The sequence below is a fragment of the Mycetohabitans rhizoxinica HKI 454 genome (assembly GCF_000198775.1).
Taxonomy (GTDB): Bacteria; Pseudomonadota; Gammaproteobacteria; order Burkholderiales; family Burkholderiaceae; genus Mycetohabitans; species Mycetohabitans rhizoxinica.
On sequence record NC_014722.1, the window covers coordinates 2,413,849 to 2,428,181 of the forward strand.

The window sequence follows — 14,333 nt, forward strand, 5'->3', positions numbered from 1 at the left end:
GGATCCGACTTCAGCCAAGGCTCGTGCGCCCCTTTAAAGCTGCTTGCCTATAAGCAATTAGCTCGGCACCATGTCTTGCGTGAGCTGCAGCACGATAAACTCCGCCGGCCGCACCGCCGCCAGCCCCGCCTTGATAATCATGCGACCATTGTCAATATCGTCCTGTGTCATCGTCACTCCCAGTCCGATTTGCACAAAATACGCTTGCGCGGGCGTCTCGCCCTGCAGTGCGCCCTTGCGCCACAGCGCAAATAAGTAATGATCCAACGCGCTGCGCACCGCCTCCCAGGTCGGCGCGTTGTTGGGCTCAAACACCATCGTGCGCAACGTCGCGTGCGCATCGCGTTCAACCGTATTAAATAGGCGTCGCACCGAGATGTAGCGCCACGCCGTCTTGCTCGGCTCCGCCATCGTGCACGCGCCCCACACCATCACCCCTTGACCACGGAACGTGCGAATTGCATTGACCTTTTTATCGACCAATTTCTCATTTATCGCGTCGTCGAGGCGAATGGGCTGAGAAACACCGCCCTTCGGGATGGAGATCAACTCTGTCACGCCCACCAACGCCACGTTCGCCGGCGCCTTCCACACACCGCGTTCGCGATCCACCCGCGCAATAACCCCTGCCATCGCTGCACTTGCGCGCACGATCACAGGCCCAGCTATCTGCTGTTGCGCGGCGGCATGGCACGTGTTGTAAGTGGTTTGCCAATATTTGGCTTTTTCATTAGACTTTTCCGCCGCCTCTTTAAATTTCTTCCCTTCTTTCTGAAAAAAATCAATCTTGTTCTGCAAAGTCGTTAGGGTTAGTTTGTTTAAATCATTGTCTGACAAACCCGCTTCGGTCATCGTGTTTTTCTGAACGTCCGTAAAATCGTCTATCTTTTTTTCAGCAGCTAAATTTTTAGCAGAAAGCTCTTTTTTAATTTTTTTTAAAGTCTCGGCGTTTGTCTTGGCCGCTTGCCCCGCCTTCTCCTCTCGTTTAGCTTCGCTCTCCCACAATGCAATCGCGCGCTTGAGCATCGCTAGGGTCAGGTTTTCCAGTTTATAGTCCGGCATGCTCACCTTGGTCAGATCTTCCTGTTCTTCCGTGATCCCGGTCACCGTCACGCCAACATCCGACACCTCACGAACATAGCCGGTAGCCAGCGCCGGGAAATACGTGGCCACCTGCGTCGGCTGCGTTACCTGCGGCACTATGAAATCTTTATTCTGGACATCCGTTGCCTGCGCATCCACCAGCAAGAACGTACCGCGATTGCCACCCGACGTCGCGCTGGCACCTAACAGCGTACCCAATTTCTGGTACACCTCGACGTCTTTTTCCGTGCGCTCGCACCACACGAGCAACGTGATGTCCGGACATTGCTCTATCGCTTCGGCCATAGTGTTCAGCTGCGTTTCATCTTGCCCTGATAGATGCAGCACGTAACACGGCCCGCCCCCATTTTCGAAATACAGCCGCACACTGTACGAGCCTAGATGAGGCATTTTATTCTTCACTTCGTTATTCGAAACATCTATTGTGAGCGTATCTGACGCACCAAATCGCTTTGTGAATGCCAGCCAGCTCTGTACAGGAACGCATCCTTTCAAGGGCGTTCCATCGATCGAATTAAAGTGGCCAATGAATACGGGCACCGCCGTCTCGCCCGACTGAATACTCAGCGCCCGCGCGTTTCTTTCTTCCACATAGACGCCTGGTACCGCATACGTTACACTCATAAGTTATCCTTACCTCAATAAGGGCATGTAGCATCGCTTGACGGCACTCGACCTGATTCGCTTACCGAGCGTTAGGCCGACACCACGTCCTGCGTCAACTGCAGCACGATAAACTCCGCCGGCCGCACCGCCGCGAGTCCCACCTTGATAATCATCCGACCGTTGTCAATATCGTCTTGCACCATCGTCACCCCCAGCCCAATCTGCACAAAATACGCCTGTGCGGGAGTGCTGCCTTGCAGTGCGCCTTGCTTCCATAGCCCGTGCAGATAGTTGTCCACCGCCCCGCGCACCCGCTCCCACGTCGGCGCGCTGTTCGGCTCAAATAGCGCCGGGCTCATCGCCGTTTTAACATCCTTCTCCACCGCGTTGAACAATCGCCGCACTGGCACGTACCGCCACGTCGTCTGATTCGACTGCAGCGTGCGTGCCCCCCAAATCAGGGGGCCGGTGCCGTGGAACGCACGGATCACATTGATCGATTTGCCGCCCGAGTCCGGTACGTTGGCTTTCGCGTTCACCGCATCCGAGACTTTAAATACCGGCTGTGCGCCGATAATCTCGACGTTCGCCGGCGCCTTCCATACCCCGCGCTCGCGATCCACACGCGCATAGACACCCGCGACCGCTCCGCTCGGCGGAAAACGAGTGGCATTTTCGACGCCGTCCACCGTCAACCACGGGTAGTACACCGCAGCATAAGGCGTGTCCGGATAATGCTCTGCCTGTTTGGCTACATCATCGGGGTCACTGGTACCCTTCGTGTTCAGTTCACTGTTCGGGCCATCAAAAATTGCGAAACACATCTTGCCCACGCCGCATAACGCCGCCACCGCTTCCTTGAAATTGCCCTGATTCGCGCCCGCCTGCACCAGCAGCGTCACGTCGTCCAGCGCCGGCACCAACGCAGTGAGATTACCGACCGGCGCGAGATAGCAATGCCCACCGCCGTTCAAAAAGTACAGTTTTAGCGACTGGTAAAGCGCATTAATCGCAAGAGCATTATCGAACTCCTTACCCGCCGTTTCACCGGCTGCTTTTTCCTCAGTTTCGCTTTTTCTTTCCAACTTGGTAATCGCATCTTTTACCTTCTCTTGCCGCTTTAGGTTCAGCGCCGCAGTGACCGCGAGCCACGAATCGAACTGCGTCACTTTCGCGCCATCGATCGCCCCCTCCCATGCCGCTAACTGGCCCGCGTCAAACGCAAACACCGGCACCGCCGTCTGCCCGGTCTGAATCGACAGCGCCAGCCCGAACGGCTCCTCCACATATACCCCAGGTACCTTGTAATCGGCCATCATTCCCTCTTTGCATTCGTTGCTCATTCATCGGCTCAACCGCTTGACGTCGTGCGGAGGGCTCAATGGAAATTTACCGTCACACGGTCCGCCGCCAGACTCAACTCTTCGAACGCCACCTCATTGCTCGTCGCCTCCAGGCTCGGCGCGGTAAGTTTGGTCGGAAACGCATTACTCACGTTCCATGTGACTAACAGCTCCTTGCCCGACTCATCGGTCAAGCTAATCGAAATGTCTTTTTTATCCACTCGATTCAGTGAAATGGAACTCATCCAGTCATACAACTGGCTGTGCTTGGGCATTACCCCGCGCTTGAGCGTAAGCGTGACCGATTGCGCTTGTCCCGGCATCTGGTACAGGCCACCGAGCCCATCCTTATACTCGATTTTCTCCACCGACTGCTCGAGCCCCGACACGCTACTAAAAGCCATCTGCTCATTGCCCACCGTGACCGTAAAGCGATAGGTCGGGATCGGATAAGTTGCCGCCATTGTCTTCGAATCCAGTGCCATATTTTGCTCTCCTACTTAAAATAGTTTTATCGGTTTGCTTTGTTACACTCCACTTCGGGCACGTTGCCAAGCACAAAGCGCCCTCACCCATTAAGCGGCGCGAGTCAGCACTAGAGCCACCGCGCATTTTACGAGCTTAGTTCAGCGCATCACGCGCCGCGTGATCTGCTCGGTTTGCACAGCGCATTGGCAGCACAGCCGCGCGTACTTGCGCTCAAGCTCGTGCAGCTGCTCATGCAACTGCGCGTTGTCCTGCTCAAGCTTGTGCAGCGTCACCAGCGGATCGTGCGTGGGCCAGCGCGCTGACGTGCACCCGTCCAACCATGCCATTAGCTTGTTCAACGTTTTCATCGGGGGCTTGCTCCGCTTAGGCTCGCTCAATCGTTCCCTCATGCACGCCCCGTCACCGGCGACCGGCCCGCGGCACCGTTTATCCGCTAATCGCCTACGGCCCAAAAGCGTGCATCGCCGTTGGATCAAGCTTAGACGATGCGCCGCTGTTCGTTTAATACAACCTATTTTGAGAAAATCCGCCGCACCCGTGACGGGTGCACGCGGCGCAGGCGCGCTTAACCGGAGCGACGAAAAGGGCTTGCTTGATAGTGGTACAGCGCACGCGACAGCCCCACCAGCCGGCACACTCGCGCCAAGCTCACGTTAAAACGCCGTCTTAGATAAACCACCAGCTCACGCCTCTTATGAGTGGACAATCCCTGTGCGCCCAGTGCTGCCTGCAGTAACTGGCTGTCTGTTTCCAGGTACCTGACGCGCTTGCGCAGCCGTGCATTCTCGCGCATCAGCATTTCAAGGCGCGCGAGCGTGCCTACATCCAACCCTGCATATGCTTTTTGTATCCGATACAGCGTTGCCGCACTGATGGACCACTGACGACACACCTGAGATAGCGTTTCACCGGCCTGCCGTGCTTGCAACGCAGCAATCATCTCGACTGCACTAAGTTTTCGGCTTCTCATGTCATTACTCCTATTGTTGAAATAAACATGAGAAAGCAAACCACCGCGCTCTTTCAACCATTGCCCTCAATGGTTCTGTTTTTGTCGAAAAGCTTAAGCACGGCACGATCAAATTAATCTGTACTAGATTAAATGACAGCGTTGAATTATGAGCGATGGAGTATCCGATCCTCGCTAGTGAATTGGAACGGGTGGAAATGAGCCTTCGGCCCTGCCATTTAACTGACCTGGTGATGAAATAGTGGGATGATGCGCGATGACACCGTGCAGTGCGTTTAACGCCACGTGAGCAACGGTGTGCGTGTGGTGAATAATGGTTTAGTTAGTTAGGTTACTGACGTTTTATATTAATGTTATTCGGTCAATATCACAGCAATTTAAACGATCAAACTGCAATACAGTCACATTTAAAAATTTATAAAAAAATAAGCCGTGCGTCAGGTATCGCGGTGACCGCGTTTGCCTTCTTCACCATCATGGCCGATCAACAGCGGGCATTGCACCCGCCAACGCATCATACCGCACGAAGCAAGCAGGCAAGCGTGTCAACGCGTCGATTGAGGATCCGACACACCGGCCGCGCCCACGCTACCCATCGAGCCTGCACCGGCATCAACCTGCTGTGCCAACGCGACGTACTCAAGCACCGGCACATCCTCGGCACGACGCGCGAGATCAAAGCCGAGCGCGTCGAAATCGACTCGGCCCCGATAGGCCGCCAGCGTGTTACGCAACATCTTGCGACGCTGCGAAAACGCGGCCGTTACGACTTCGCCAAGACGGACGATATCGACCGGCGGCACGTCGCCGGCGGCGCGTGGAATCATCCGCACCACCGCCGAAGTCACCTTCGGCGCCGGCTCGAACGACTCAGGCGGCACCTCGATCAGTTTGTCGATTGCATACCGATACTGCAGCATCACAGTCAGACGGCTGTAGTCCTTGCTACCCGGCTCGGCAACCATCCGCTCGACCACCTCGTCCTGCAGCATGAAATGCTGGTCAATCACCTCATCGGCAAACGACGCGAGGTGGAACAACAGCGGACTCGAAATGTTATACGGCAGGTTCCCGACCACACGGAGCGATGCGCCAATATGCGCCGGATCAGCCAGCGACGCGAAGTCGAACGCCAGCGCGTCGCCTGCATGCAGCACGAGCCGGCTGCCAAAACGCTGCTGCAGCCGCGCGATCAGGTCGCGATCGAGTTCAACCGCGTGCAATGTTTGCACGCGCTCGAGCAGCGGCGCGGTCAATGCGCCCAGACCCGGGCCGATCTCCACGAGTCGGTCTGCGGGTTGCGGGCGGATCGCCTCCACGATTGCGTCGATCACACCCGTGTCGACAAGGAAATTTTGGCCAAAGCGCTTGCGCGCGAAGTGGCCTTGATGCTGACGGTGACTCATGAAGCAACTCGTTTCGAATCAGATGCAGGGCGACGGCCAGCACGTGTGCCCGGCGCGCCGCCGCGTTCAGCAGGCTTGAGCAGACAATGCGCAGCGCTAGCTGCCTGCCGCCGCGTGACGCCGATGGCGGGCCATCGACACAGCGGCATCGATCGCCGCGATCAAACTGCCGCAATCCGCGCGGCCGGTGCCTGCCAGGTCAAGCGCCGTGCCATGATCGACCGAGGTGCGCACGATCGGCAGTCCCAGCGTGACATTAATGCCCTCACCGAACGTGGCGAATTTGAGCACCGGCAAGCCCTGGTCATGGTACATCGCCAACACGCAATCGGCATCGCGCAGATAGCGCGGCTGGAACAGCGTATCGGCCGGATACGGCCCGCGTGCATCGAATGCCGGATGCACGCGCGCGCTGCAATGCCGGTGCGATCACGTCAATTTCCTCGCGGCCCACGTAACCGTTCTCGCCCGCATGCGGATTGAGACCCGTGACGAGGATACGCGGCGACGCGATGCCAAAACACGCGCGTAAGTCGCGATCGACGATTGCCAGCGTGTCAACCAGCCCGTCGATGCTCAACGCGTCGGGCACGGCGCGAAGCGCCAGATGCGTGGTGGCAAGGGCCACACGCAGCGGCCGCTCGCCGGTGCCGGACAGCATCATCACGACACGCGGCGCACCGGTGCGCTCAGCCAGATATTCGGTATGGCCGGTGAACGGCACGCCGGCGTCGTTGATCGTGCTTTTTTGCAGCGGCGCGGTGACGATGGCATCGAACGTGCCGTTCAGTGCGCCGTCAATCGCCGCATCCAACAACGCGAGCACATAGCGGCCGTTTGCCGCGTCCAGCACGCCGGCCACGCTCGGCACGCCAAGCGGCACATCGCGCAGCACAACAGCGGCACCCGCCGCGCTCGACCACACGGCAAGATCCACGCCCGCCTGCTTGGCGCGCTCGACCAGCAGCCGGCGATCGCCGAGCACCGTGAAGTGCACGTCCCCGCGCCAGCGCCCGGCCTCGCGCGCCAGCGCCTGCGCGGTCAACTCCGGACCGACGCCGGCCGGCTCGCCGGTGGTGATCGCAATGCGAACGGGTGTCGTCACGTTCCGCTCCGCGGGGCTCAGGCCGGTCCGTCCAACTTATACTGCACATACGCACTGTCACGCAGCTGCCGCAGCCAGTCTGCATAGGCCTGCTCGGCTTTGCGCTGGCCAATCGCCTGCCGCGCGATCTCCTGTTGCTGCGCAACGGACCCTTGTGCTTCACGGCGGCCCATCACCTGGATCAGGTGATAACCGTACTCGGTCCGGATCGGCTGACTGATTTCGCCATCTTTCAGGTTGTTCATCGCACGCTCGAATTCCGGCACGGTCTCACCCGGGCTGATCCATCCCAGGTCGCCTCCCTGCGATGCGGAACCGTCTTGCGAGTAGGTGTGCGCGAAATTCGCGAAGTCGCCACCCGCCTCGATTTGCTCGCGCAACTCGACCAGTTTCTGCCGTGCTGCCGGCTCCGGCTGCCCTTCGCCGATCCGGATCAGGATGTGTCGCGCATGCGTCTGCACGAGTCTCGGCGCTTCGCTGCCCATGCCGCTGGACACCCGACGATCGACAAGTCGCACGATCTCAAAGCCTTCCGGCGTGCGCAGCACCTCTGGATTGACCTGCCCCGGACGCAACTGCGAGGCCGCCTGCGTCATCGCTTCGGGCAGCGCCGACGTCGAACGGAATCCGAGGTCGCCACCCTTGGACGCATCAGGCGCCTGCGAGTTGTCTTTTGCGAGCCGCGCGAAGTTCTCGCTCGCCAGTGCGCGCTTGAGCAGTTCCGATGCCTTTTGCCGCGCGGCCTCAATCTCGGTCTGTGGCGCGTTCAGCGCGGCCTTGATCAGGATATGCTCAAAGCGCAGGTCCTGCTGCACACGCTGCATCGGCCCGCGCTGGCTGGCGATATAGTTGGCCACTTCCGCATCCGACACGGTGATCCGGCTATCCACTTCCTTCTCGCGCAGCTTCGAGAGCAGCAGCTCATTGCGCGCATCGGCGCTGAACACCGACCAGGGCACGCCCTCGGCCTCTAGCCGTGCGCGGTACATGTCGAGCGACATGTTGTTCGCCTGCGCGAGCCGAGCCAGCGTGTGTTGCAGCGTCGCGTCGTCGACCACGATGCCGTCTTCCTTGGCCCGCTGCAGCTGGATGCGCTCGAGGACCATCTGATTGAGCACCTGCAATTGCAGCTGGTCCGGCGACGGCAACGGCGCGCCCTGCTGCTGCAGGCGGCGCGTAATCAGCCCCATGCGCAAGTCAAGTTCGCGGCGCGTAATCACGTCGTTGTTCACGACCGCGACGATGCGGTCCACCTCCTGTCCGGCCTGATGCGACAGCAACGCTTGCGCGTGCGCACCGTTGAGCGGCGCCAGCGCGCCGAGCGCGGATAGCGCAAGCACGCACTGCAACAGTGCCGAGCGTATCGTCTTCATCATTCCCACAATTACTCCGTTCAAGTAAAAACCGGCGCGGGCCGGACACCGTCCGCCACCGACCGACATTGTCTCATTGATAGTGGGTGAACCGGGCCTGCGGTGCAGGCAGTGGCGGCACCGGCTGGTAACCCGGCACGCTCGTGCGGAATTGCGGCCCCAACCCATTGTCGATCGTCGCAAAGCCCTTGAGTTGCAGTTGCGCGAGCACCCGTGTCCCGGTGGACGGCTGGTTCGAACTGTTGACGCCGTTTGCGTATTTCTGAAACCCGATGCCGAACGACCAGCAGCGCGCATCGTACTCGAAGCCCGCCAACGCGTCGACCAGGCGATGCCGGACAAGGTCGTAATTCACCCGGCCCACGCCGTACAGGCGCCGCGCAAGTGGCCACTGTGCGGAGATCACCCACTGGTTAATCGGCTCGTAGGATAGCGTCGTGTTCGAGCGCGTATACCGGTACGCCGCGTTCAGCACGCGACGCTCGGCCGGGCTCCACGAAAATCCGAGGTTGGTGCGCACCAGCTGATTGTTGTTCTGGTTGTATTGGAACGCCTGCTCGGTTGCAAAACTGTCGCCGAGCTTGAACGATGAACCGATGATCACGTCCGAGTGCGCGGCCTGCGACACCGGTTGCGATGGCGTGAACGTCACGCGCTGGTTGCGGAAATAATACTGCTGTGCGATCACGAAGCGCGCCCGCTCGTCGCCGGACGCCGCGTCGATGAAGCGTGACGTGAGCGCCGCGGTCAGCCGGTTTGCATCGGCAACGCGGTCATTGCCGACGAAACTGCTCGCCGTGAAGATCTCGGCCAGGCCGAAGTCCGCCTCGGCAGTATCAAACAATGGCGCGAACTGCTGGTTCCGGTACGGCGTATACACATAGTACAGGCGTGGTTCCAGCGTCTGGATGTAGTCCTGGCCGAACAGGCGGATGCTGCGGTCAAACACCAGGCCGGAGTCCAGGCTCAGCGTCGGCACGCTGACGTTGAAACGCTTGGGCTGGCCGGCGGGTGCGTCCGCACCGATCGTAGACAGGTCGTACGACGCGACATGCCACTGCACCTTCGGCGTAAAGAAGTAGCCGGGGCGCAGGATCGGATAGGCGACGTACGGGTTGAACACGAAGCGCGCGCCCTCGGTCGCATCGGCCGTGGTAATCGAAAAGCGGGTCGCGTCCACCTCGGCACCAAAGTCCAGGCCGCCAACGTTATAGCGGCTGTATTTCACGTTCAACTGTGGCTCGCGGCCATATGGCGCCGTCGAGGGAGGCAGCGTCTGCCAATGCTGCTCGCGCAGCAGTGCGGCCCACGGGCCGCTGTTGTAAGTCAAGCCGACTTCCTGCTGGTACAGCATCTGCGTGCCCAGCAGGAACGCGTTGCCCGACGCAAGATCCTCCGGATAGGTCTTGTCCGAGACTCGGTTGTAGTAGATATACCCGCCGAAGCCGTTGCCCAAGTTCTGGCTGTGGTTGAAGAACACCGCATAGCGCTTGCTGTGCGTGGTGCGGTCATACGGCAGGTACTCGACGTTGAGGCTGCCCGAGTACGTCGGCGACAGGTAGCGAAAACTGGGTGCAATCAGCACGCCGCGCCGCGACATGATCCGAGGCGTGAGCGTCAGATCGTAGTTCGGCGCGAGATTGAAATAATACGGCAGCGACATCTCAAAGCCGGTGGTCGAGCTCATCGTAACGGTCGGCGGCAGCAAGCCGCTCTGACGCCCGCCGGAGAGTGGAAACGACAGCCACGGGCTAGCGAAGATCGGCACACCTTGGAAGAACACCACGCCATTGCGCGCCACGCCCAGGTTCGCGTCGGTATCCATGTCGAGCCGCGTGGCCCGCACATACCACGCCGGATCGCTGTCGCACGGGCATCCGGTGTACGTGCCGCGGTGCACGACCGAGCGCGCATCGTCGATCATGTCGATCCGCTCGGCGGCACCGGAGCCGCCGGTCAGGTTGAAGTGGTACTTTGGCCGCGTGATGTAGCCCTCGGACGCGCCGACCTTCAAGTGCGCGTCCGGCCCCGCAAACGCATTGCCGTTGTGGACGATATGCACATTGCCGAATGCATCGGCCAGGTCGGTGTCCACGTCGTAGTGGATCGAATCGGCCTTGATTACGGACGTGTAGCGGCGCAACTCAGCACTGCCCTCGAGCGACGCGTCACGATCCGCCGTGCCACTGGCCACCTCGCTCAGCCCGAACACCGCCGGCGGCGCGCCCGATGGCAGCGCATGCTCCTCGAGCTGCGGCGCGACGCGCAGTCCCCACGGCGCATCCAGCCGGGTCGGCTGCGCGGCTGCACCGATCAGTTGCGCGTGCGAAAGCGCCGGCAGGAATCCCGGTACCGCAAGCAAGGCGGCGACGACGTGCGTCAGGCAAGGCACGCGTCGCGAATTGGGCGCGGGTGACAAATTCGTTCGATCGAGCTGTGTTGGCGGCATGAATGCAGTGGACGAAGCGACGCCGCCCGGCATGAGCGGCCGCCCGGGCAACATCGCGGCGGAGCTGCCCGCCCCGGCCTCGGGGCCCGCGCCGCGCGCCAGTGCCGGTCGCATCAAAAAAGTCGTGGGGTATTATATGGCAAGACGTTTTCGTATCCCCGCAACTTTCATGACGCAGACCTGCGCAAGCCCCTCGTTCGCCGTTGCCGATCCCCGGCTGGACTTGCTGCGCAACTGGCTCGGCTCGCTGACCGCGGCACTGGGGCTCGCGCCCGCCACGCTAACGCCTGCCTCCTCGGACGCGGGCTTTCGCCGCTATTTCCGGGTGGCTGCTAGCCCGGCCGGCGAACGCGGCACGTTGATCGCGATGGACGCGCCACCGCTACAAGAATGGATGGGTTTGCAACGGCACATCAAGATCATTGGGCTGTTCGCCCGTCTCCACTATCGGGACGGCAAGCCGCGCTACCTAACTGACGTGCCGCGCTTTATCGGCTATGCGCGCAAGGTGGCCCGGCGCTACCGGGAATTGACGCCGTTCGCCGTACTGCTGGACGAGATCGAAGGGCGCGCGGTGCAAGTCGGTTACACGTTCTGAGCGAAACACTGGACGCGCTGGACCGTGCGCTATGCGCGGCCCGCACGTAGCCGGCGCTACAATCGCGCCATGGATACCCCAGAGACGAGCCCGATCGCGCAGCACGACATGCCGACCCATACGCGCTCCCCTACCCCTGCCGACGGCCCACCTCTTAAGGCGGACGACGCACTGCCCGGGCCGCCCGCCGGCCCGGCGCTGTATCGCGCCCGCCGTGAGCGAGTGATCGGTGCACTGCGCGCCCATGGCGGCGGCGTAGCGATCGTGCGGACCGCACCGATCGCGATCCGCAACCGCGACACCGAGTATCCGTATCGGCATGACAGCGCATTCTTCTACCTGAGCGGGTTCACCGAACCGCACGCCTGGCTGGTCATCCGTGCCGACGCAACGCAGTCGCTCACGACGCTGTTCTGCTTGCCGCGCGATATCGAGCGCGAAACTTGGGACGGGGTGCGGTACGGACCGCAACGCGCGCAGCAGGCATTCGGTGTGGACGCCGCCTACTCGGTCGATGAACTCGACGCCCGAATGCCGGCGCTGCTGGCCAATGCGCACACGCTGCATTACGCACGCGACAATTCGTCGGGGTTGGACGAGGCCGTGCAGCGATGGCTAGAGGCGAGCAAGCGCGGCGGCGACCGCACTTCGCCGGCGCATCAAGTCAATCTGTCGATCCTGCTCGATGAGATGCGTCTGATCAAGGACGCGCACGAGCTGGCCACAATGCGCCGGGCCGCCTCGATCTCGGCGCGCGCGCACCTGCAAGCCATGCGGGCGTGCAAACCGGGCGTGCGCGAATACGAACTTGACGCGCAACTGCTCTACGCTTTCCGCCGCCACGGTGCGCAGGCGCCAGCATACGGCTCGATCGTCGCGGCGGGCGCCAACGCTTGCGTGCTCCACTACCCCGCCGGCAACGCGCTCGTGCGGGACGGCGACCTGGTCCTAATCGACGCGGGCTGTGAGTTGGACGGCTACGCGTCCGATATCACCCGCACCTTTCCAGCCAACGGTCGCTTCACGGCGGCGCAGCGTGATCTGTACGACGTCGTGCTAGCGGCACAACAGGCGGCGATCGACGCGACACGCGCCGGCGTGCCGTTCGACGTGCCGCACGAGGCGGCGGTACGTGTGCTGGCGCAGGGCATGCTCGACTTGAAGCTGCTCGACGCGGCCGTGCATGGCACGCTCGACGATGTGATCGCCAGCCGCGCCTATACGCGCTTCTACATGCACCGCACCGGTCACTGGATCGGCATGGACGTGCACGACTGCGGTGACTATCGCGAGCCGGATCCCGGCCCGGCGCGGGACGCAGCCGAGCGCGACGTGCAACGTCCGTGGCGCCGCTTGCGCGCAAACATGACACTGACCATCGAACCCGGGCTATACGTGCGCGCCGCGCCGGATGTGCCGCGCGCATACTGGAACACCGGAATCCGCATCGAGGATGACGCAATCGTCACAGCCCACGGCTGCGAGCTGATGACCCGCGAGGTGCCGGTACGCGCCGACGATATCGAAGCCTGGATGCGCGATGCGCCGGCGCGCGCGTGACGCGCGGCCGCGCGACAGAATTTCACAGACCTTTGCACTATGACCGAATCGAATCCCGCCAGACCCGCGCACGATGCGGCACCCGATGCGCGCGCCGACGCGGCGCGATACGACTATGACGTAGCCATCGTCGGCGCCGGGCCAGCTGGACTCGCGCTCGCCGGCTGGCTCGCACGCCGCGGCGGCACCCGTGCATTGCGTGTTGCGTTGATCGACGCACGCGAACCAGATGCATCGCTGGACGACCCGCGTGCGCTCGCCTTGTCGCACGGCAGCCGCATGCTGCTCGAGCCGCTTGGCTGGCCGCTCGACGCGACACCGATCGAGCGCATCCATGTGTCGCAGCGCGGTTACCTCGGTCGCGCCGTGATCGAGCGCGACGAGCACGGCGTGCCGGCGCTCGGCTACGTGGTGCGCTATGGCGCGCTGGTGCATGCGCTCGCCACGGCGGTGCGTGACACCGGCTGCGACTGGATCAGCTCGAGCGTGGCTCGCGCGCCGCGGCAGGACGAACACGGCGTCTGGCTGCCGATCGAGCCGGTCGGCGCACCCTCTGTTCCCGACGGCGACGCGAGCGCCGCGGCACCGCAACGCGTCGTGCACGCGCGCCTGGTCGTCAACGCGGAGGGCGGGGTGTACCACGAAGCCGCGTCGCCGCGACTGGCCGCCGGCCAGCACGCCCAGCGCGACTATCGCCAGACGGCGCTGGTGGCCGTGGTCAGCGTGAGTGCGCCACAACCGCGCGTTGCATGGGAGCGCTTCACGCGCGAAGGGCCCCTTGCGCTGCTGCCGCTCGGCGGCCCACGGCAGGCGGACTATGCGCTGGTCTGGTGCTGCGATCCGGCCCAGGCCGCGCGGCGCATGGCGCTGTCCGACGCACAGTGGCTAGACGAGTTGCAATGGGCGTTCGGCGACAGGATGGGCCGCTTCGAGCAGGTTGGCGCGCGCGCAGCCTTCCCACTTGGGCTCCATGCGCTGACCGCGTTAACCGATCGCCGCATTGCATCGATCGGCAATGCGGCGCAAACGTTGCACCCGGTCGCCGGACAAGGGCTGAACCTAGGCCTGCGCGATGCGCACGCGCTGCTCGACGCACTCGCGCACCACGGGCCCGAGCCAGCCGCGCTGCGTGCCTTCACCGCACGCCGGGCCCTGGACCGGCGCGTAACCATCGCCGCGACCGACGTGCTGGCACGCGCCTTCACCGTCGACTTCGCGCCGCTAGCGGCGCTGCGCGGCCTGGCACTCGGCGCGCTGGACCTGATACCCCCGGTCAAGACAGCGCTCGCGCGGCAGATGATGTTCGGGCAACGGCGCTAAGCGAGGCCAA

Annotated in this window: 10 protein-coding genes and 2 pseudogenes; 3 read left to right on the forward strand and 9 right to left on the reverse strand. The window is 62.2% G+C overall.

Annotation, left to right across the window (positions count from 1 at the left end; translation table 11 throughout):
• Window positions 1-57: 57 nt before the first annotated feature.
• From RBRH_RS20340 to RBRH_RS10625, 9 genes and pseudogenes are all read right to left on the reverse strand, one after another.
• Window positions 58-1,728, reverse strand: a complete 1,671-nt coding sequence (locus RBRH_RS20340; RefSeq protein ID WP_013436256.1) for a phage tail sheath family protein — start codon at window positions 1,726-1,728, stop codon at window positions 58-60.
• A gap of 71 nt (window positions 1,729-1,799) precedes the next feature.
• Window positions 1,800-3,053 carry a phage tail sheath family protein gene (locus tag RBRH_RS10590; RefSeq protein WP_013436257.1) on the reverse strand — a complete coding sequence of 418 codons (1,254 nt, stop codon included), beginning with the start codon at window positions 3,051-3,053 and terminating at the stop codon, window positions 1,800-1,802.
• 35 nt (window positions 3,054-3,088) lie between these two features.
• On the reverse strand, window positions 3,089-3,538 hold the full coding sequence (locus RBRH_RS10595) for a phage tail protein (RefSeq protein ID WP_013436258.1): 450 nt from the start codon (window positions 3,536-3,538) through the stop codon (window positions 3,089-3,091).
• A gap of 141 nt (window positions 3,539-3,679) precedes the next feature.
• Window positions 3,680-3,889 carry a hypothetical protein gene (locus RBRH_RS10600; protein ID WP_041753840.1) on the reverse strand — a complete coding sequence of 70 codons (210 nt, stop codon included), beginning with the start codon at window positions 3,887-3,889 and terminating at the stop codon, window positions 3,680-3,682.
• A gap of 218 nt (window positions 3,890-4,107) precedes the next feature.
• On the reverse strand, window positions 4,108-4,512 hold the full coding sequence (locus RBRH_RS10605; protein ID WP_157864436.1) for a transposase: 405 nt from the start codon (window positions 4,510-4,512) through the stop codon (window positions 4,108-4,110).
• A gap of 545 nt (window positions 4,513-5,057) precedes the next feature.
• Window positions 5,058-5,918 carry a 16S rRNA (adenine(1518)-N(6)/adenine(1519)-N(6))-dimethyltransferase RsmA gene (gene rsmA, locus RBRH_RS10610; protein WP_013436261.1) on the reverse strand — a complete coding sequence of 287 codons (861 nt, stop codon included), beginning with the start codon at window positions 5,916-5,918 and terminating at the stop codon, window positions 5,058-5,060.
• A 96-nt stretch (window positions 5,919-6,014) separates the two neighbouring features.
• A pseudogene (pdxA, locus tag RBRH_RS10615) lies at window positions 6,015-7,023 on the reverse strand (4-hydroxythreonine-4-phosphate dehydrogenase PdxA).
• Between the two features lie 17 nt (window positions 7,024-7,040).
• Entirely contained in the window at window positions 7,041-8,399 is a 1,359-nt protein-coding gene (locus RBRH_RS10620; protein WP_041753842.1) for a peptidylprolyl isomerase, read from the reverse strand.
• Window positions 8,400-8,469: 70 nt separating this feature from the next.
• Window positions 8,470-10,845: an LPS-assembly protein LptD gene (locus tag RBRH_RS10625; protein ID WP_041754487.1), complete on the reverse strand. Its 2,376-nt coding sequence runs from the start codon at window positions 10,843-10,845 to the stop codon at window positions 8,470-8,472.
• Window positions 10,846-11,233: 388 nt separating this feature from the next.
• Between RBRH_RS10625 and RBRH_RS17410 the strand changes: the two are divergent.
• The 3 genes and pseudogenes from RBRH_RS17410 to RBRH_RS10640 all read left to right on the forward strand — a co-directional run.
• Window positions 11,234-11,443, forward strand: a pseudogene (locus RBRH_RS17410) (aminoglycoside phosphotransferase); the annotation flags it as partial.
• Between the two features lie 69 nt (window positions 11,444-11,512).
• The gene (locus RBRH_RS10635; RefSeq protein ID WP_232509294.1) at window positions 11,513-13,003 is read left to right on the forward strand and encodes an aminopeptidase P N-terminal domain-containing protein; all 1,491 of its coding nucleotides are present in this window, start codon (window positions 11,513-11,515) and stop codon (window positions 13,001-13,003) included.
• Between the two features lie 39 nt (window positions 13,004-13,042).
• Window positions 13,043-14,323 (forward strand): UbiH/UbiF/VisC/COQ6 family ubiquinone biosynthesis hydroxylase, encoded by a 1,281-nt coding sequence (locus RBRH_RS10640; protein ID WP_013436268.1) that lies wholly within the window; start codon window positions 13,043-13,045, stop codon window positions 14,321-14,323.
• The last annotated feature ends 10 nt before the right edge of the window (window positions 14,324-14,333 follow it).